Origin of the sequence: Parafrankia sp. Ea1.12 (assembly GCF_900465275.1) — a bacterium.
In the GTDB taxonomy this organism is placed as follows: domain Bacteria; phylum Actinomycetota; class Actinomycetes; order Frankiales; family Frankiaceae; genus Parafrankia; species Parafrankia soli.
In genome coordinates this window covers 1-19,382 of sequence record NZ_UBIZ01000206.1, presented here as the reverse complement: position 1 = coordinate 19,382, position 19,382 = coordinate 1, and the positions used below count along the sequence as shown (strand labels likewise).

Sequence of the window (19,382 nt, the reverse complement as noted above, 5' to 3'; positions counted from 1 at the left end):
CCCGAACCCGACCCCCTGACCAGCCGGTTCCACGATCGCAAGGAGATCCATGCCCCCGCGGAGGAAGTCCGCTCAGGCCGGACCGCCCACCATGGCCCAGTTGCGCGAGACGCTGTGGAAGACGGCCGACAAGCTGCGCGGCTCGATGGACGCCGCCCAGTACAAGGACTTCGTCCTCGGCCTGATCTTCCTCAAGTACGTCTCGGACGCGTTCGCCGAGCGGCGCGAGCAGATCCGGCAGGACGTGCTCGCCGACGGGATCGACGAGTCCCGGGCCGAGGAGTTCCTCGACGACGTCGACGAGTACGCCGGGCAGGGCGTGTTCTGGGTGCCGGGGCAGGCCCGATGGGAGCACATCGCGGCGAACGCGAGAAGCGCCGGCATCGGGGAACTGCTGAACGCGGCGATGGACGCCGTGATGAGGACGAACCCGGCGCTCACCGGCGTCCTCCCGCGGATCTTCAACGGCGAGGGCGTCGACCAGCACCGGCTCGGCGAGCTCGTCGACCTGCTCGGTGACGCCCGCTTCACCGGCCACCGGGCGACCGAGCGGCCCGCGTCCACGCCTACTGGCGAGGACGGTGCGCTTTTCGGCGAATCCGCCGCCGGAGTTCCGACGGAAGCGGCGACCCGGCCGGCGCGGGACGTGCTGGGGGAGGTGTACGAGTACTTCCTGGAGCGCTTCGCTCGCACCGAGGGCAGGCGCGGTGGTGAGTTCTACACCCCGGCCAGCGTGGTCCGGCTGCTCGTCGAGATGCTGGAGCCCTACGAGGGCCGGGTCTACGATCCCTGCTGCGGTTCGGGCGGCATGTTCGTCCAGGCGGAGAAGTTCGTCGTCGCGCACCGAGGGCTCACCCACTCCGGCGACATCGCCGTCTACGGCCAGGAGTCGAACGAACGGACCTGGCGGCTGGCGAAGATGAACCTCGCCATCCACGGGATCACCGGCGATCTGAGCGCCCGGTGGGACGACACCTTCCGCAACGACCGGCATCCGGACCTGCGGGCCGACTTCATCCTGGCGAACCCGCCCTTCAACATGTCCGACTGGGCGCGCACCGTCGACGACCAGCGCTGGCGGTACGGGACCCCACCGACCGGCAACGCGAACTTCGCCTGGCTGCAGCACATCATCGCCAAGCTGGGCTCCCGCGGGACCGCCGGCGTGGTGATGGCGAACGGCTCGATGTCGTCGAAACAGTCCGGCGAGGGTGAGATCCGTGCCGCGCTGGTCGAGGCCGACCTGGTGGCCTGCATGATCGCGCTGCCGCCGCAGCTGTTCCGCACCACCCAGATCCCGGCCTGCCTGTGGTTCTTCGCGAAGGACAAGGGCCAGCCGGGCGCCCGCGGGCTCGCCGGACGGCGCGGCGAGACGCTGTTCATCGACGCCCGCAACATGGGCACGGTGATCGACCGCACCGAGCGCATCCTCACCGACGGTGACCTCGAGAAGATCACCGACACTTACCGCGCCTGGCGTGGCGCGAAGTCGGCCCGCGACAAGGGCCTGGCCTACGAGAACATTCCCGGCTTCTGCTATTCGGCCTCCACCGAGGAGATCCGCACCCACGACCACGTCCTGACCCCGGGCCGCTACGTAGGCGCCGCCGAAGCCGACATTTCCAACGACGAGCCGGTGGCCGAGAAGATCGAGCGTCTCGCCAAGGAACTCTTCATCCACTTCGAAGAGTCCGCTCGCCTGGAAAAGGAAGTTCGCAGCCAACTGGAGCGTCTCGATGCCTGAATGGCGGCGCATCTCGCTCGCTGACCTGGTTCGGCTGCGGCGGGGATTCGACCTGCCGGCGCCGGAACGCCGGGCTGGTCGTTTTCCGGTGGTCGGCTCCGCCGGGGTCAGCGGGTGGCATGACCGGGGGCCGCTCGCCGGGCCGGGGATCACTCTCGGGCGCAGCGGTTCGTCAATCGGCACGGTGACGTACGTGCCGTCTGACTACTGGCCGTTGAACACCGTGCTGTTCGTCGAGGACTTCCAGGGCAACGATCCGCGTTTTCTCTACTTCCTGCTGCGGACGATCGACTTCACCCGGTTCAACTCGGGGAGCGCGCAGCCCTCGCTCAACCGCAACCACATCGCCGCCGTCGAGCTGCGTGCGCCGGAGTATCCCGAACAGCGGGCGATCGCGGCGGTGCTGGGCGCCCTCGACGACAAGATCGCGCTGAACCATCGGCTTGCCTCGACTGCCCGGGAGCTCGCCGAGGCACGGTACGCGGCGGCGACGCGCGGGCCGGGCCGCCGGGAGCTCAGGCTCGGTGACCTGGTCGAGACGCTGACCCGGGGGATCACGCCCCGGTACACGGCGGACGACTCCGCGCTCGTCGTACTCAACCAGAAGTGTGTACGCGCCGGCCGGGTCGACCTCGCACCGGCCCGCGGGACGGAACCGGCCGCGGTCCCCGCCGCGAAACGGCTGCGGGCGGACGACGTCCTGGTCAACTCGACGGGCATCGGCACCCTGGGTCGGGTGGCGAGGTGGGTGCATGCGACGCGGGCGACCGTCGACTCGCATGTCACCGTCGTCCGGTTCGTACCGGACCGGTTGGATCCGGTGTGCGGGGCATTCTCCATGCTGGCCGCGCAGCCGAGGATCACCTTGATGGGCGAGGGCAGCACCGGCCAGACCGAGTTGAGCAGGGCCAAGCTGAACGACCTGGTGATCGCGGTGCCGGCGGCCGAGCGGTGTGCCGGGATCGGCGCCGAGTTGGCGGCGCTGGACGCGCGTGGCGAGGCGGCGCACGCGGAGTCGGCGGCGCTGGCTCGGCTGCGGGACGCGCTGTCGCCGAAGCTGATGTCCGGGGAGGTCCGTGTCCGGGACGCGGAGCGAACCATGGGGAGCCTGGTGTGACGGGGGAGGGGCGGGTCCGCCGGCATCGGCGGCGGCTGCGACCCGCTGGCCGCCGTCCTACACCGTGACGGGTGCCGCGGCCGCCACGGTCGTGATGACCATCGGGACGGTCGCGGTGTTCGCCGCTGTCGCCGCTGCTGCTGCGGTTGGTGGCACGATCGTCGCGGCCACGGTGGTCGCCGGCACGATCGGCGCGGTCACCGAGGTCGCCGAGCGCGGGGCTGGCAGCGCGGGCAGCACCGGCAACGGGGGCAGTGCGTGCAGACCGGGGATCGTCGTGGCGATCGGCGCGGGGAGCGACGGGCGCGCGGGGGACAGGGCGGGCAGTGGCAGTGGTGCCGGCCTCGCCGCGGCGACCGCCGACCGGCGGCGTGCCGGGCTGAGCGCCGGCGTCGACGGCGCGTCGAGGTGAAGCTCGATCGCGTGCATCGCCAACATCATCAACATGAGTGCGAAGGGAAACGCCAGCACAATAAAGATCACTATTGAGGACACCTTCCGCGCGGTGCGATCCGACACGGCTGGTCACGGTGGGTGATCCGCAGGCCCCCCACCAGCCGTTCGACTCATTACCGCACCAACCGGCCGATTCCTCCGCCCGGGAGACGGGCCAGCCTGGCATAGGTGGCACTCACCACCACCATCCGACGCACCCGGCACAGCCGGGGGCCGGGGACCGACCGGCCACGGGGTCACCTCCGGTGGTTTCGGTTCCGTTCCCGCATCCGTCGCGGATACCCGAGCACCGCGGCGTCGTACACGGGCACGCCCACCGACCTCGCCAGCTTGGCGGCGACGGTCGGGGTCCCGACTCGCCGGCGGATCCAGTCGCCGTCCCGGTCCACCGCGACAACCGTCGTGTCGGTCGCGGTCGTCTCCGGCTCGACGTAGAACTCCACACCGATCCGCTCCGCGACGAAGGCGCGCAGGTCGGCGAGGTCCGTGGGGCTGGCCTCCCGATCGAGCAGTGTGGCCCGGCTCTTCGAACGGCCCTGGCCATACCGGCGCAGCAACAACCGGTCCCGCCAACTCATCAGACGCCCTCCCGAAGGACCCGGCTCCAGCCGACTCCGACCATCGAAGCGCCGCCGTCCTAAACAAGCCTTAACGGCGCGTCAGAACACCCTTGGACCCGTGCTGCCGGCCAAGGGCGAGGGGACTGCTCACGGCGCCAACAGCCGCACCGTGCGGTCATCGGAGCTGACGGCGAGGGTGCGCCCGTCCGGGGAGAACGCCACGGACTCCAGCCGGTCGGTGTGGTCGGTGAGGGTTTGGCCGAGGAGGGTGGGTCTGGTGCGGTCGGTGACGTCCCAGAAGCGCACCAGTCGGTCGCCGGAGATGGTGGCGAGGGTGTGCCCATCAGGGGAGTAGTCCAGATCTAGCACCCACCAGACGGACGGGCTGTCGCCTAGGACGATCGGTTCGCCCAGGGGAGTGGGTCGGGTGCGGTTGGTGACGTCCCAGAACCGTGTCGAGTAGTCGGAGGCGCTGGTGGCCAGGGTGCGCCCGTCGGGGGAGTACGCGAGCGACATCAGCGGGTCGGTGTGGCCGGTGAGGGGTGGGCCGAGGGGTGCGGGTCTGGTGCGGTCGGTGACGTCCCAGAACCGCACCGTGCGGTCGTAGGAGCCGGTGGCGAGGGTGCGCCCGTCCGGGGAGTACGCCAGGAACGCCACTGTTCTGGTGTGGCCGGTGAGGGTTTGGTTGAGGAGGGTGGGGTTGGTGCGGTCGGTGACATCCCACAGCCGCAGCGTGTTGTCGAGGCCGCCGGTGGCGAGGGTGCGGCCATCAGGCGAGTACGCCATCGCGGCCACATAGCTCGTGGGGTCCGTGGAGTGGCGGGTCAGGGGCTCGCCGAGGGGGGTGGGATCGGTGCGGTCGGTGACGTCCCAGAAGCGCACCGTGCGGTCGGTGGAGCTGGTCGCGAGGGTGCGTCCGTCGGGGGAGTACGCGACCGCCGCTATCGGGTCGGTGTGGCCGGTGAGGGGCTTGCCGAGGGGGGTGGGGTCGGTGCGGTCGGACATGTCCCAGAACCGCACCGTGGCATCGTCGGAGCCGCTGGCCAGCGTGCGTCCGTCCGGGGAGAACACCACCGACCGCACCCAGCCGGTATGGCCGTAGAGGGTCTTTTCGAGCGGGGCGGCGTGGGACCACTCCTCGGGGGTCGCACTGGGCAGGGGGGCATCCGCTTCACCGCCGGGCCAGAGCAGCGCGGTCAGCGAGATCAGCAGGACCGTGGTCAGCGCGAACAGGACCTTCCGTCGCCTCGGCTTCCGCCACGGCCGAGGCTCGGCGTCGACTTCGAGCCACTCGGTGATCATGCTGTGCTGAGGTTCGGACGCCTCGTTCTGATCGCCTCTGATCGCTCTCGTCATAGTGCGATCACCCTAGCGCCGCAGGGGATCCGCCCGCTTCCGCACGGGAACGATCCCCCCCGACCCCGAACACCGTCCGCTGTCAGGGCGGGCGGCGCTGGCCCCGCACCATCACCAGGCGCCCGGGCGCCTGGCCGACCGAGGTCACCCTCACCGCCCACGGCGACCAGCTCACCGCCATCCTGCGCAGCAACCTGTACTTCGGCTACGTCACCCCGCGGATCCACGACTCCTACGAACGGAAGCTCACCGACCTCGCCGACGCCTTGGACCGCCACGTCCCGACCCACACCAGTTGAGCCGCCCGGTCCAACCCGCGGGCAGCCACGGCACCACCCCGACGTCTCAGGAGCCAGACCGACGTCGACGCGGACGACGTCGGTGGTTCCTGTCTCTCGCCGCGCTCGCGGTCATGATCGTGATGCTTCTGCTCGGCGTGGGCCGGATCGCGTTCGGGGTCTCGTGGGTTGAGGCTCTGGTCCACGCGGTGATCTTCCTGGGCGGGTCGGCCGGTTTCCCGCTCGGCGCGCGCCTACGGCAGCGGATCACCCGTCGCGCGCCTTCGCGCCGGTAGGCGCCCTGGTTGCCCCTGCCGTGTCCGGATCGCCGTGACGTGCCGGGGGTTTGATCTTCTTAGTCTCGAATTATCCTCAAGATAATCAACCGCGTTGACGACACCCCGTCCGTTGGCGATCTTGATCGGAGGTGCAGGTCGTCTCGGCAGGCACCGGGCGGTCAGGGGAGTCTGGCAACGACAAGATCACCGAAATGGCGGGCGGTGCCCGGCGGGGCTCCTGCCCCGACGGCGACCGAGACGTACGCGTCACCCTTCAGCAGGTGGACTTCCTGGACGTTGCCGGGGCTGGTGTATGCGTAACCCTCGTAGCCGACACCGCTCAGATCCTCCTGCGGCTGTTGGGCCGGAGCCGCGCGCGATGACCGATAGCCTGCCTCGGCGTCCTGCGCGGAACTCCAGAGGATGACGAACCCTTTCGGTGAACTGAAGGCGCATCCGATCGCATCCGTGTCCCCTTCAGAGACCTGCTGCCTGCCCGGGCTCCAGGCCGCGTCGATCGCGGCTCGAATCTCCGGCACTGTCAGCAGGCTGCAGGGCGGTACCGGCCCCGACCCCGACCCGTCCGAGGCCGGCCCGCAGGACGTCGTCGCCATGCAGGAGACGAGCACGGCACCCAGCACGAGCATGAGACGGGCCATCCGACGACTATGGCTCGGCTATCTCCCGGCCGGGCGGCGAACGCGTTGGAGGTCGCTGGTCGAGGTGGCACCGGCTGGGTGTCGGACCTCACGGCTAGCCTGGTGGCGGCCGGTCGCCGGATGCGCCGGGCGATCGCCTGTGGCGGAGGGTGTCGGGTGTCGGGCGCTGCATGGCCATGGCCATGGCATTGGCATTGGCAGGCCGGCAGTCGCAGGCCGGCAGGAGCAGGTTGGTAGGGGCAGTCGGTTGGGGGTTCGTGCATGACGGTTGAGGTCGGCGGGTCCAACGGCAGGCGTACCGCCGGCCCGGCGCGGGAGGCGGCGGCCGTGGCGCCGGTCGGTCGGGTGCTCGGCACCGAGGAGAACACCCCGCTGCTGTTCCACGTCGCCCTGCTCGAGGGCAGCTATCTGCAGCTCGACGATGTCGTCGTCACCGTCCGCGCGGTGCCCGGCGTCGGGCCGGTGATGACCGCCGGCATCGTCACCCAGGTGCGGGCCCGGCACGAGGGCGCGTCGTTCGGCTCGGACGTCTTCCTGATCGCCGACGGCGTCCTGCCCGCCCAGGTGCAGGAGATCGCCGAGATCACCACGACCCGGGTGGAGCCGGAGGTCTACGTCCCGCCGCTGCCCGGCGAGCAGGTGCGGCGGGCGACCGGCGACGAGCGGGCGACGGCGCTGTACTTCGACATGATGGACAAGCGGATCCCGGTCGGCATCGGGCGGGACGGCAACCCGATCTACGTCAACCTGGAGTTCCTCGACGGGACCCGGGGCGCTCACGTCTCGATCAGCGGCATCTCGGGAGTGGCCACCAAGACCAGCTTCGCGCTGTTCCTGCTGCACTCGATCTTCCGCTGCGGGGTGCTCAGGCGCGAAGCGGTGAACACCAAGGCGCTGGTGTTCTCGGTGAAGGGCGAGGACCTGCTGTTCCTCGACCACGCCAACTCCCGGCTCGACGAGGGTATGCGCGCCGCCTACAGCCTGCTCGGGCTGCCCGCCGAGCCGTTCCGCTCGGTCGGCTTCTTCGCCCCGCCGCTGCCCGACGACACCTCGGGACGTCCGCACGTCGCCTCCCGGCCGACCGGGGTAGCCGCGTTCTGGTGGACGATCCAGGAGTTCTGCGCGGGCGAGCTGCTGCCGTACGTGTTCGCCGACGCCGAGGACGACCGCAACCAGTACACGATCGTCGTCCACCAGGTGGCCCTGCGGCTGCGCACGGACGCGGTTCCCGCCGGCGCCGACGGGGCCGTCAGCATCGACGGCCAGCTGGTGCGGACCTACTCCGAACTGGTCGACCTGATCGTCGACCGGCTGACCGACGAGGAGACACGCCGGGACTGGGCCGGGCCGGTGACGGGCGCCGGGACGGTCAACGCCTTCGTCCGCCGGCTCCGCTCGTCGTTGCGTTCACTGCGGTCACTGATCCGGGCGGATCTGGCGGACAGCCCGCGCCGGCGGGTGTCCACGGCCGACCAGCAGGTGACCGTGGTCGACCTGCACAACCTGCCGGAGCGGGCGCAGCGGTTCGTCGTCGGGGTGGTGCTCGCCGCGGAGACGCGGCGCAAGGAGGAGGCCGGCGCCGGCGGGCTGCTGTTCACGATGATCGACGAGTTGAACAAGTACGCCCCGCGGGAGGGCGCGAGCCCCATCAAGGAGGTGCTGCTCGACATCGCCGAGCGCGGCCGCTCGCTGGGCATCATCCTGATCGGCGCGCAGCAGACGGCGAGTGAGGTCGAGCGGCGGATCATCGCCAACAGCTCGATCAAGGTGGTCGGCCGCCTCGACTCGGCCGAGGCGGGCCGGCCGGAGTACGGGTTCCTGCCGCCGGGGCAGCGCGCCCGGGCCACACTGGCCAAACCGGGCACGATGTTCATCTCCCAGCCGGAGATCCCGGTGCCGCTCGCCGTCGAGTTCCCGTTCCCCGCCTGGGCGACCCGGCACTCCGAGACCGCGGGCCCGCCCCCCGAAACCACCGGCCCGCCGTCCGGCTCGGTTCCCGGCCAGCCCGGGAAACCGGCGCCCGGCACGATTCCCCGCAATCCGTTCGACCTCCTACCCAACCCCTCCGACGAGGTTCCGCCGTTCTGACCTCCGGCCTTTAGGGACCGCCATGAAGTTCCTGCACACCTCGGACTGGCATCTCGGCAAGACGCTCAAGGGACGTAACCGGCTCGACGAGCAGCGCGCGGTGCTCGGGGAGATCATCGGGATCGCCCGGGAGCACGAGGTCGACGCGGTGCTCGTCGCCGGGGACGTCTATGACAGCGCGGCCCCGCCGGCGGCGGCCCAGCAACTCGCCGTGCAGGCGCTCGTCGCGTTGCGCGGCACGGGGGCCGAGGTGGTCGTGATCGCCGGCAACCACGACCACCAGCCGACCTTCGACGCCTACCGGCCGCTGATGTCCGCCGCCGGGATCACCCTGGTCGGGACGCCGCGCACCGCCGCCGACGGCGGGGTGGTGACCTTCCGCGCCCCCGGCACCGGTGAACCGGTGACCGTGGCGGCGCTGCCGTTCGTCTCCCAGCGGTACGCCGTCCGCGCCGCCGACCTGGTCACCCAGACGCCCGACCAGACCGCGGCCCGCTACGACCAGGTGGTGCGCGCCCTGGTGGAGCAGTTGCGCTCCGGCTTCGACGACGACGCGGTGAACCTCGTCCTGGCTCACCTGACGGTGACCAACGGCCTGTTCGGCGGCGGGGAGCGGCTGGCCCAGTCGATTTTCGAGTATCACGTGTCCGCGGCGGCGTTCCCCGCGGACGCCCACTACGTGGCGCTGGGGCACCTGCACCGGCGGCAGACCCTCGCCGCGCCGTGCCCGGTGGTGTACTCCGGCGCGCCGCTCGCGGTCGACTTCGGGGAGCAGGAGAACACGAACGTGGTGTGCCTCGTCGAGGCGAGCCCCGGCGTTCCCGCCCGGGTCACCGACGTCGCGCTGACGGCCGGCCGCCGGCTGCGGACGGTCCGGGGCACCGTCGCGGAGCTCGCCGCGCAGGCCCCGGAGCTCGCAGAGGACCTGCTGCGGGTGGTCGTGCGCGAACCGGCCCGCGCGGGGCTGCGCGACGACGTCCAGGAGCTGCTGCCGAACGCGCTCGAGGTCGGCATCGACCCGGAGTTCCGGGTGGCCCTCGGCGGGTCGCGCCCGAGCACCGCGGCGCTGGCGCGGCGCAGCCCCGTGGACCTGTTCCGGGAGTACTGCGCCGCCGAGCAGTTCGACGACCCCCGGGTCGAGGCGCTGTTCGCCCGGCTGCACGACGACGTCTCCAGCGGCGAATAAGTGGCCGAGTGACCGAGTGACCAAGCGACTGATGGGACGTCCGAGCCGGCGCCGGCCGAGGGATCTGGGAGGGGACTGAATGCGCCCGGTACAGCTGGACCTCGCCGGTTTCGGGTCGTTCCGGGAACCGGCGGTGCTGGACCTCACCGACGCCGACTACTTCGCGCTGGTGGGCCCGACCGGCGCCGGCAAGTCGACGCTGATCGACGCGCTGACGTTCGCGCTGTTCGGTTCGGTGCCGCGCTGGAACAACCGCGCGACGGTGCACCTGGCGCTCGCGCCGACCGCGGCCCGCGGCACGGTGCGTCTCGTCTTCGACGCGGCCGGCGCCCGCTACGTGGTGGCGCGGGAGCTGCGCCGCTCCGCCCGCGGGAACGTGACCGTGCGCAACGCCCGGTTCGAGCGGCTGGTCGACCCGGCCGGCGTCGGCGGGCCGGGGGAGCCGACGGAGGTCCTCGCCGCGGGCGCGCCCGCCGTCACGGCGGCGGTCGAGGAGCTGCTCGGGCTCACCTTCGAGCACTTCTGCACCTGCGTGGTGCTCCCGCAGGGCGAGTTCGCGGAGTTCCTGCGGGCGAAGCCGAGCGAGCGGCAGGCGATCCTCACCCGGCTGCTCGGGCTGGGCGTCTACGACACGATCCGCGCGGCGGCGAACGCCCGCGCGAGCGACCAGCGCCAGCGCGCGGACGTCCTCGCCGAGCAGCTCGCCGGGTACTCGGACGCGACCGCCGCCGCCGAGGCCACCGCGGCCGACCAGGTCGGCGCGCTCACCCGGCTCGCCGCCGAGGTGGCCGCCGCGCTGGCGGAGCTGGCCTGGCTGGACACCGCCGCCGCCGACGCCGCCGCCCAGGTCACCCGGCTGGCCGCTGAGCGTGACCGGCTCGCCGCCGTCCGACCGCCGGACGGGCTGGCGGATCTCACCGGCCGGCTGCACGCCGCCCGGGCCGCCGCGGCGGACGCCCGCCGGCACCGCGAGGAGGCCGAGCGGGCGGACAGCACCGCCCGGGAACGGCTCGCCGCGGCGCCGTCCCGCGGCCCGCTCGACCGGTACGCCCACGACCACGAGGCACTCGCCGGCCTGCTCGCGGCCCGACCGGAAGCCGTCACCGAGCAGACCGCGGCCGGGGCGGCCCTCGCCGCCGCGGACGCCGCGCTCGCGCAGGCGCGCGGCGGGCTGGCGTCGGCGACCACCACCGAACGCGCGGCCGAGCAGACCGCCGAGGCCGCCGCCGCCGAGATGAGCCGGCTCGAAGCCGAGCTGGGGCTGCTCGCCGGTGTGCGCCCGCCGGTCGGGCTGGCGGCGCTGACCGATCGGCTGCGCGGCGCAGAGGCGGCGCGGGCCGAGGCCGTCGAGCGCCGGGAGGCGGCCGAGCGGGCCGACACCGCCGTCCGCGAGGAGCGGGCCGCCGCACCGCCGCGCGGTCCGCTGGAACGGGCCCTGCGCGATCACGAGCTGCTCGCCGAGCTGCTGACCGGCCAGGCTGGCGCGGCAGCCGCGCACGCCGCAGCCCGGGACGCGCTCGGCCGGGCCGAGACCGCCCTGGACACGGCCCGCCACGCCCGGCACCGCGCGGCCGCCGCCCGGGACACCGCCGCCCGCGCCGATCTGGCCGCCGCGTTGCGGCCGCACCTGGCCGTGGGGGAGGACTGCCCGGTCTGCGCGCGGCCCGTCGCGACCCTGCCGCCGCCGCTGCCGGCCCTCGGCATCGGTGCGGCCGACGAGGCGGTCACCGCCGCCGAGGGTGAGGTCGCCGCCCGTACCGCCGAGGCGACCGCCGCCACCCGGGCGGCACTGGAATCCGAGGCCCGGCTCGCGGAGCTGACCAAACGGGTCGAGGAGCTGCGCCGCGCGCTCGCCGACGCGCCGGACGCCCGCCGCGCCGCCGACCTCCTCGCGGACGTCGAGCGGCTCGACGGCGCCGTCACCGGCGCCGACCTGGCCCTGCGCCAGGCCCGCGACGCCGCGGCGGCCGCCGAGACGGTCGTCACCCGTTGCCGGGACGAGGCGGCCGGGGCACGGCGGGCGCTCGACACCGCCCGGGACCCGCTGGTCTCCCTCGGCGCTCCCGGCCTGGCGGGCACCGACCTGGAGGCCGACTGGGCCGCGCTCGTCACCTGGGCCGCCGGCCTCGCCCGTGACCGGGCCGGTCAGCGTGACGCCGCCGCCGAGCGGTCGGCCGCCGCCGCGGCGTCCCTCGCCGCCGCGCGGCAGGCACTGGCGCTCGCCACCGCCGGGCAGGCCCGGGCGGACGAGGAGCGGATCGCCGCGGCCCGGGCCCAGCAGCGGGCCGCCACCCGCGTCGCGACCCTCGACGACCAGACCGAGGCGCTGCGTGCCGCGCTCGCCGGCGCGCCGAGCGCCGTCGAGGTCGCGGCCGCGCTCGCCGAGCTCGACCGGCTCACCGCCGCGGCCGGCCAGGCCGACCAGCGGCTACGCGGCGCCCGGGCGGAAGTCGACGCCGCCGAGCGGGCGTTCGAGCAGGCCCGGGACGCGCTCGGCGCGGCCGGCGCCGCGCTGGCCGCGGCCCGCGACGGCCTCGTCCCGCTCGGCGCCCCCGCGGTCGACGGCGAGGACGTTTTGGCTGGTTGGACGGAGCTGACCGACTGGTCCCGCGCGCAGGCGACGGCCCGCGACCACCTGCTCACCGCGGCCACCGCCGAGGCCGAGGCCACCCGCCGGCGCCGTGACGACGCCGACACCGCGCTGGGCGAGCTGCTCGCCGCCCACGACCTTCGCCCCGACGGCCCCGAGCCTGACCCCGCCGGGGGGCCGGCCTCGGCCGGTGCGTCCGCCGCCGTGGCGGAAGGGCTGGCACGGGCCCGCGCGGAGCTTGCCCGGGTCGTCGAGCGCCGTGCCGAGGCCGCCCGGCTCACCGCCGAGGTCGCGACGGCGCGTGAGGCGGACCAGGTCGCCCGCCAGCTCGGCCAGCTGCTGCGCTCCGACCGGTTCCCGCGCTGGATGGTGGCCGCCGCCCTCGACATCCTCGTCGAGGAGGCGTCGGTGACGCTGTCGGAGCTGTCCGGCGGCCAGTTCGAGCTGACCCACGAGGACGGCGAGTTCGTGGTCGTCGACCATGCCGACGCCGACTCGCGCCGGCCGGTGCGGACCCTCTCCGGCGGTGAGACGTTCCAGGCCAGCCTGGCGTTGGCTCTCGCGTTGTCCTCCCAGCTGCGGGCGATGGCGGCCGGCGGGGCGGCCACGCTCGACTCGCTGTTCCTCGACGAGGGCTTCGGCACCCTCGACGAGGCCACCCTGGACGTCGTCGCGAGCACCCTGGAGAGCCTCGCGAGCGGCGGCGGCCGGATGGTCGGCCTGGTCACCCACGTCCAGGCGCTGGCCGAGCGGGTCCCCGTACGCTTCGCGGTGAACCGGGACCAGCGGACGTCGACCGTCGTCAGGGAGCGCACGTGACCGAGGCACCACCAATCCCGCGGCCGGCCGCGCCGGCCGGACCCGACGGATCCCCCGCACCTCCCGCACCTCCCGCACCTCCCGGATCCGCGGCACCTGCGGCGCCGGCGGGCGGGATGCGGTTCAGCGTCGACGCCTGGGATCCCGGCTACGGGACGAGCCTCGGCGAGGAGGAGCTCGTCGAGTCCAGCGCCCCGGTCGTGCTGGACGTCGAGGTGCCCGAGTCGGCGTGGGCGCCGCGTGACCCCGCTCCCGGCACGGCCCCGCCGGGCGCGGTGCTGTTCGTCGACGGGGTGCGCCGCGTCGAGGCACGCGCCTGGATCCACGACAGCGTGCCCGCCGGCGAGCAGGCGACGTCGGCGCTGCCGGCCCTGTGCGCCTCCTATGCCAGTGGCGTCGTCTGCTGCTGTGAGGCCGGGGCCCACCTGGCCGTCGCGACGGTGAGCCGGGGGACGTTCACCGCCGCCGCGCACGCCGCGGACGTCCGGACGACCGCCGGCGACTATCCCGTCCGCCGGACGCGCGCGACCGACCCGGTCGGGCTGAGCCTGGCGTTGCAGCGGGCCCTCGGTGAGCTCGAGGTGGAGTCGGCCGCCGCGGCCCGCGCCCGGCTCGGCGACCACACGACCGGCACCGGCCACCACGCCGGCACCGACCTGCTGGTCGTCGACGGCCCGCTGCGCGGGCGCCAGCACCTGCCGCGGACCCTGGGCTTCGTCAAGACCCACCAGTCGGCCTACCTTCCGCCGCGCCAGCACGCGATGGTCGGCACCCTCGGTCCGGGCCAGCGGACCCCGGTCTTCCTGATGGGTTCCAGCTGGGACCGGCACAGCTGGTACCTGCGGCTGCCGGGCGGGCCGGGCGCGCCGTGGGCCGGGGTGGTGCGGGTCGAGTGCGGCGCGGACATGTCCGCCGCCGAGGCGATCGCGCTGGCCGACCAGAGCCAGGTGACGCTGCGCCGTTTCGCCTCCGCCGAGTTCAAGGACGCCCGCGCCCCCCAGAACCTCTACCCGATCGCCGGCCTGGAACGGGCACTGCGCCGCCGGATGGGCGATCCCCAGCTGTTGTACCGCGCGCTGCGCCGCGCCGCGGTGAACTGAGCCGGCCGCCACCGGCGGTGGGGCCGGGTGGTACGAACTCCTGGGTCGTACGGGGTCGTACGAGGTGGCAGTGGGACGCAGTCGTGCGTGGTCGCACAGGAAGCGGGTCGTCTTGTCCGTCGCAGGTTCCTCGCCGGTGTCGCCCGAGTCGATGTCGCCCGAGTCGACCCGGGTCGGGTGGATCGGCACCGGGGTGATGGGGGCGTCCATGTGCGGGCACCTGCTGCGCCGCGGCTACCGGGTGACGGTCACGACCCGCAGCCGGGACAGCGCGGACGGCCTGCTCGCCGCGGGGGCGACCTGGGCCGACTCGCCCGCCGAGGTGGCGGCCGGCAGCGACGTCGTGTTCTCGATGGTGGGCCTGCCCGCGGACGTCCGCGAGGTGCTGCTCGGCCCCGCCGGCGCGCTCGCCGGTGCTGAGCCCGGGACGGTTCTCGTCGACATGACGACGAGCGAGCCCGCGCTCGCGGTCGAGATCGGCCGGGCCGCCGGGGAGATCGGGATGCACGCGCTGGACGCGCCGGTGTCGGGCGGCGACGTCGGCGCCCGCAACGCCACACTCTCGATCATGGTCGGCGGCCCGCCCGGCGTGTTCGAGGCGGTCCGCCCCGGTTTCGAGGCGATGGGCGCCACGATCGTCCGGCAGGGTGATCACGGCGCCGGTCAGCACACGAAGATGGTGAACCAGATCCTCATCGCCAGCACCATGGTCGCGATGTCGGAGGGACTGCTGTACGCCAGCCGCGTCGGACTGGACGTCGCCGGCGTGCTGGAGTCGGTGGCCAGCGGCGCCGCCGGCAGCTGGTCGCTGTCGAACCTCGCGCCGCGGGTGGTGGGCGGCGACTTCGCGCCCGGGTTCTTCGTCGACCACATGGTCAAGGATCTCGGCATCGCGCTCGCCGAGGCACGGCGGGCCAGGCTCGCCCTGCCGGGGCTGGCGCTCGCCAACCAGCTCTACGTGGCCCTGCAGGCGCAGGACCGTGGCCGTGACGGCGCCCAGGCACTGGTGCACGCGCTGGCTTCGCTGTCCGGCCTGGAATGGCCCCCGCACCCGGCCTGACCGGGGGCTCCCGCCAACGCGAGGGCGCCCGTGCCCTGACCGGGCCCGCCGGCGCCCCGACCACGGGCAGGCGGGCCGGCGGGATCAACGCAGGATCAGGTCGTCGAAGCCCGGGTGGCGTAGCCGGTGCCACATCTCGTTCCCGGGGAACGGGCAGTTCGTGACCGAGCGGCCGTGCTCGTTGCGGTAGTAGCTGTTCGCCCGCGCATCCTTGTAGATCTTGTACTTCTCGCGCTCGTCGAGCTGGTCGTTGTAGCGCCAGTAGGCTTTCTCGGTGACGTCGATGGAGGCCTTCTCCTCGACGATGACCTTTTCGATGCACTCGAGGAGCCAGCGGGTGACCATCTCCTGGTGGTTGACGACGCCCAGGCCGCCGTACGGGTTCATGTTCGGCCCGTAGATGAGGAACAGGTTCGGGAAGCCCGGCAGCATCGCGCCGAGGTAGGCGCGCGGGCCGTCCTTCGCCCACAGCTCGTGCACGGAGCGCCCATTGCGCCCCAGCACCTCCATCGGCCACAGGCACTCGTTCGCCTTGAACCCGGTCGCGTAGACGATGACGTCCAGCTCGTGCTCGGTGCCGTCCGCCGTGCGGATGCCGGTCGGGGTGATCCGGTCGATCCCCTCGGTGACCAGGGCGACGTTGTCCCGCATGATCGCGTCGTACATGTTGTAGTTCGCGTCGACCTGCACCGGCCGCGCCGAGAACGGCGGATGCGGCGGGATCATCTTCTCGACGAGGTCGGGCCGGCTGGCGAGCTTCTGCCGGATGAAGGCGACCCGCTCGTCGCGGATCTCCTTGTTGACGGCGCTGCGCGCGAACGGGTCGTCGAACTCCGGGTCGATCTCACGCAACGGCCCCGACTGGTACGGGCCGAGCAGCCAGTTGGTCCGGAACCGCATGAAGTGCGGGTGGTACGGGAAGTTGCGGTCCAGCCAGGTCACCTGGTCCGGGAACGGTGACAGGTAGCCGGCGTGCTCGAACAGCCACTGCGGCGTCCGCTGGAACACCGTGACGTGGGAGGCGAGCTTCGCCAGCTCCGGAACCATCTGGACGCCCGAGCAGCCGGTGCCGATCACGCCGACCCGCTTGTCGCCCAGCTCGAGGCCGTCCGGCCAGCGCGCGGTGTGGAACGACGGGCCCTGGAAGTCCTGCGCGCCCGCGATGGTCGGGACGCTGGGCCGCGAGAGCAGCCCGACGGCGCTGATGACCGCGTTCGCCCGGAAGACCCGCTCGCCCTCCGGCCCCTTCGCCGTGACCTCCCAGGTGGAGGTGCCCTCCTGCCAGACCACCGTCGTCACCTCGGTGTCGAACACGATGTGCTCGCGGAGGTTGAAGGTGTCGGCGACCCAGTCGAAGTAGCGCTGGTTCTCGGACTGTGAGCACCACGGTGACGGGCAGTCGAACTCGACGCCGATCATGTGCATGTAGGCGCGGCTCGGCGAGTCGACCCGCGCGCCCGGGTAGCGGTTCTCGTGCCACGTCCCACCGACGCCGGAGTTCTTCTCGATCACCGTGAATCTGATGCCGGCGTGCTGGAGCTGGACGGCCGCGTTCAGGCCGCCCATGCCGGTACCGATGACGATGACGGAGAAGTCCGCGAGCCGCTCCGGCGGGGTGGGCTCCTTCCAGGTCAGCCCGCGGACCCAGGGGTCGAGGCCGAGCTCCTCCACCCAGAGGTCGACGTCCTCCGCGGGGAGCTCGTCCAGGCCGCCGGCGAGCGCGAGGCTGCGCGGCAGTCGTTCGCGCGGCCCGGGATCGATCTGCCCCGCGCCGGAGTCGCGACAGGCCTTCAGGAAATCCGCGGCCTTCGCTCGCAGCAGGGCGATGTCGGCCGGATCGGTGAGGCCGACCGAGAGGTTCCCGCCCACGTAGCCCGGTACGGGCCCGACCTTCGTGGCGGCGACGCTCTCGTCGCCGGTCAGCTGATACAGCAATCCCCGCAGTGCCATCGGATCGGCGTGGTCAGCCGCGTCTTCGATCTGTTCATCGGTAGCCGCGAGTAATTCCGCACGTGGGGACTCCGACTCGCGATCCATGTCGAGTGCTCTCACTTCCGCCGATACGAGGGGACGCACGAAGCGGCGATCACGCGAATCGATGACCGAACGTGCCGCCGCCCTCGCCGTGCGGCGCTCTGGACGGTCCGCCGCCGCTCTCCCCGGGCCGGTTTCCTGGCGCCGAGGAAAGGCTAACCGCCCGAACCGACTTGGACAAGTGAGCGCTTACTATTCCACGATGTGGAATGTGATCTAGGGGGTGCGTGCGTGCCGCGGCGGGAGTCACCGTTACGCGTTCGTATGTCTCCCTGTGCGGAGGGTCGACCTTCGTGTGTGCCTGGATGCGGGTGGGTGCGGGTCGGCAGGCTCGGAGTGAGCGATTATTCATCGCTCCTCACTGTGTGCGGGACCCGGGAAGGCGCCGGATGAAATCGTCCCGGGTCTTCCGCGCGGCAACGGAGATCGCGGCGTCCGGCGCCACTCCGTCGAAACCGTGGAAGCCGCCGGACCACACGTGCAGTTCCGCGGACCCGCCGGCCGCCCAGATTCCCGAGGCATAGGCGACCACCTCGTCCCGGAAGACCTCCGCCGATCCGCAGTCGAGGTAGGTCGGCGGCAGTCGGGAGAGGTCGGTGGCCCGGGCCGGGGCCGAGTACTCCGAGACGTCGTCCGTGCCGCGCCGGTCGCCGAGCCGGGCGCCCCAGCCGGCGATGTTGCTGGACCTGTCCCACACGCCGATGCCGTCGATCTGTTGCGTGGAGACCGTGGCGTCGCGGTCGTCGAGCATCGGGCAGAGCAGGATCTGCCCGGCGAGCGCGGGCCCGCCGCGGTCCCGGGCCATCAGCGTCGCCCCCGCGACGAGCCCGCCGCCGGCGCTCAGGCCCACAGCGATCAGCCGGCCCGGGTCGAACCCGAGCTCCGCGGCGTGCTCCGCCGTCCAGACCAGACCGGCGTAGCAGTCGCGCAGCGGCGCCGGGTCGGGATGCTCCGGCGCAAGCCGGTAGTCCACGGACACCACGACGGCGTCGAAAAGGGTGATCCAGTCCAGGTACCGGTCCATGCCGCTGAACCGGTCACCCATGACCATCCCGCCGCCGTGGGCGAAGTAGACGCCCGGCCCGCCCGGCGCGCCCGCGCGCTTCCTGATGACGGCGACGGTGACGTCCGGGTCCCCGTCCAGTCCGGGAACGAGCCGGTCCTCACGGACGAGGTCCTGCGCGGCCAGCGCCTCGTCGACCACCGCCAGCGGTGTCGGCGTGCGCAGCGCGACCATGCGCGCGGCGTCCACGGTGGACGGCAGCTGGCCCGATGCCAGCAGCGGGGTGAGCTCCCGGTCGAACGGCGGTGCCGGACAGGTCGTCTCGCTGGCCATCTGCCCCTCCGGGGATGATCGTCGGCACCCGTCGGGCACCGGCGCCTGTCACGTACGAAGGCGACAGAATCCAAACATTTCCCGACTGCGGGCGGGACGTCCGGCGCGCAGCGTCGAGGAGTTCGTCGCCGAGCGGGCCGGGCTCGTCGGCCGCCCGCTTGGAGGCTGAGGCCGGCTGACCGGGGGCGAGGACGTTCCGCCGGAGGTGGCTTCTGTGTCACACTCCGGCGTGTGCCGAGATTTCACCATGCCAACCTCGGGGTCCCGCCGGATGCCGCCGACGCCGAGGCGGAGTTCCTGGTGGGGGTGCTCGGCTACCGGCGGCTCGAGCCGTCGTCGGTGGCCCTCGGCCGCGGTGCGCGGTGGTTCGAGGCCGACGACGGCACCCAGGTCCACCTGAGCCTCGACCCCGACCATGTTCCCGCGGCCAAGGCGCACACGGCGATCGAGGTCGGTGCCGACTGCGCCGCGATCGAGGCCCGCCTGACCGCGGCCGGCATCCCGTTCACCGCGGGTGACTTCGACGGCCGGCGGATCGTGATCTGCCGCGATCCCGCCGGCAACGGCTGGGAGCTGCGCGGCTGATCCGGCTGACCGGTCTGGTCCGGCACATCGGCCTGTCGGAGGTCGGCCCGGAGACGATCCGGCGGGCGGCGGCCGTGCACCCGATCTGCGACCTGCAGATCGAGTACTCGGTCCTCTCCCGCGGCATCGAGGACGA

15 protein-coding genes and 1 pseudogene are annotated in these 19,382 nt (G+C 72.9%); 10 read left to right on the top strand and 6 right to left on the bottom strand.

Features of this window, described 5'->3' with window-relative positions; genetic code table 11:
- Positions 1–49 precede the first annotated feature (49 nt).
- Both FMEAI12_RS07400 and FMEAI12_RS07395 read left to right on the top strand, forming a co-directional pair.
- Complete coding sequence (locus tag FMEAI12_RS07400; RefSeq protein WP_112105444.1) at positions 50–1,744, top strand: class I SAM-dependent DNA methyltransferase; 1,695 nt, start codon at positions 50–52, stop codon at positions 1,742–1,744.
- The gene (locus tag FMEAI12_RS07395; RefSeq protein WP_112105443.1) at positions 1,737–2,861 is read left to right on the top strand and encodes a restriction endonuclease subunit S; all 1,125 of its coding nucleotides are present in this window, start codon (positions 1,737–1,739) and stop codon (positions 2,859–2,861) included. Before FMEAI12_RS07400 ends, FMEAI12_RS07395 begins: the two co-directional genes overlap by 8 nt.
- A 57-nt stretch (positions 2,862–2,918) precedes the next feature.
- On the opposite strand, the gene FMEAI12_RS36140 is transcribed toward FMEAI12_RS07395, so the two are convergent.
- The 3 genes from FMEAI12_RS36140 to FMEAI12_RS07380 form a co-directional block, all read right to left on the bottom strand.
- On the bottom strand, positions 2,919–3,344 hold the full coding sequence (locus FMEAI12_RS36140; RefSeq protein ID WP_131627142.1) for a hypothetical protein: 426 nt from the start codon (positions 3,342–3,344) through the stop codon (positions 2,919–2,921).
- A gap of 209 nt (positions 3,345–3,553) precedes the next feature.
- On the bottom strand, positions 3,554–3,895 hold the full coding sequence (locus FMEAI12_RS07385) for a hypothetical protein (protein ID WP_200835212.1): 342 nt from the start codon (positions 3,893–3,895) through the stop codon (positions 3,554–3,556).
- Positions 3,896–4,024: 129 nt separating this feature from the next.
- Positions 4,025–5,233, bottom strand: coding sequence for a WD40 repeat domain-containing protein (locus tag FMEAI12_RS07380; protein WP_112105440.1), 1,209 nt, complete (start codon positions 5,231–5,233; stop codon positions 4,025–4,027).
- Between the two features lie 412 nt (positions 5,234–5,645).
- Between FMEAI12_RS07380 and FMEAI12_RS36525 the strand changes: the two genes are divergently transcribed.
- Positions 5,646–5,807, top strand: a complete 162-nt coding sequence (locus FMEAI12_RS36525) for a hypothetical protein (protein WP_160144242.1) — start codon at positions 5,646–5,648, stop codon at positions 5,805–5,807.
- A 161-nt stretch (positions 5,808–5,968) separates the two neighbouring features.
- Here the strand turns inward: FMEAI12_RS36525 and FMEAI12_RS07375 are convergent, their stop codons facing one another.
- The gene (locus tag FMEAI12_RS07375) at positions 5,969–6,436 is read right to left on the bottom strand and encodes a hypothetical protein (RefSeq protein ID WP_235013789.1); all 468 of its coding nucleotides are present in this window, start codon (positions 6,434–6,436) and stop codon (positions 5,969–5,971) included.
- A gap of 273 nt (positions 6,437–6,709) precedes the next feature.
- Here FMEAI12_RS07375 and FMEAI12_RS07370 point away from each other — a divergent pair, with 273 nt between their 5' ends.
- The 5 genes from FMEAI12_RS07370 to FMEAI12_RS07350 all read left to right on the top strand — a co-directional run bounded on the left by FMEAI12_RS07370 (position 6,710) and on the right by FMEAI12_RS07350 (position 15,291).
- Positions 6,710–8,536: an ATP-binding protein gene (locus FMEAI12_RS07370; protein WP_200835211.1), complete on the top strand. Its 1,827-nt coding sequence runs from the start codon at positions 6,710–6,712 to the stop codon at positions 8,534–8,536.
- Between the two features lie 22 nt (positions 8,537–8,558).
- Positions 8,559–9,722, top strand: coding sequence for an exonuclease SbcCD subunit D (locus FMEAI12_RS07365; RefSeq protein WP_112105438.1), 1,164 nt, complete (start codon positions 8,559–8,561; stop codon positions 9,720–9,722).
- 79 nt (positions 9,723–9,801) lie between these two features.
- Positions 9,802–13,131, top strand: a complete 3,330-nt coding sequence (locus FMEAI12_RS39465; protein ID WP_112105437.1) for an AAA family ATPase — start codon at positions 9,802–9,804, stop codon at positions 13,129–13,131.
- A gap of 116 nt (positions 13,132–13,247) precedes the next feature.
- Positions 13,248–14,231 carry a hypothetical protein gene (locus tag FMEAI12_RS07355; protein ID WP_112105436.1) on the top strand — a complete coding sequence of 328 codons (984 nt, stop codon included), beginning with the start codon at positions 13,248–13,250 and terminating at the stop codon, positions 14,229–14,231.
- 136 nt (positions 14,232–14,367) lie between these two features.
- Complete coding sequence (locus FMEAI12_RS07350; protein ID WP_112105435.1) at positions 14,368–15,291, top strand: NAD(P)-dependent oxidoreductase; 924 nt, start codon at positions 14,368–14,370, stop codon at positions 15,289–15,291.
- Between the two features lie 84 nt (positions 15,292–15,375).
- Here the strand turns inward: FMEAI12_RS07350 and FMEAI12_RS07345 are convergent, their stop codons facing one another.
- Together FMEAI12_RS07345 and FMEAI12_RS07340 are read right to left on the bottom strand one after the other, a co-directional pair.
- Positions 15,376–17,328, bottom strand: coding sequence for an NAD(P)/FAD-dependent oxidoreductase (locus FMEAI12_RS07345; protein ID WP_112105434.1), 1,953 nt, complete (start codon positions 17,326–17,328; stop codon positions 15,376–15,378).
- A 355-nt stretch (positions 17,329–17,683) separates the two neighbouring features.
- The gene (locus FMEAI12_RS07340; protein ID WP_112105433.1) at positions 17,684–18,661 is read right to left on the bottom strand and encodes an alpha/beta hydrolase; all 978 of its coding nucleotides are present in this window, start codon (positions 18,659–18,661) and stop codon (positions 17,684–17,686) included.
- Positions 18,662–18,892: 231 nt separating this feature from the next.
- On the opposite strand from FMEAI12_RS07340, the gene FMEAI12_RS07335 reads away from it, so the two are divergent.
- Entirely contained in the window at positions 18,893–19,246 is a 354-nt protein-coding gene (locus FMEAI12_RS07335) for a VOC family protein (RefSeq protein ID WP_112105432.1), read from the top strand.
- A gap of 11 nt (positions 19,247–19,257) precedes the next feature.
- Positions 19,258–19,382: pseudogene (locus FMEAI12_RS07330) on the top strand (aldo/keto reductase); the annotation flags it as partial.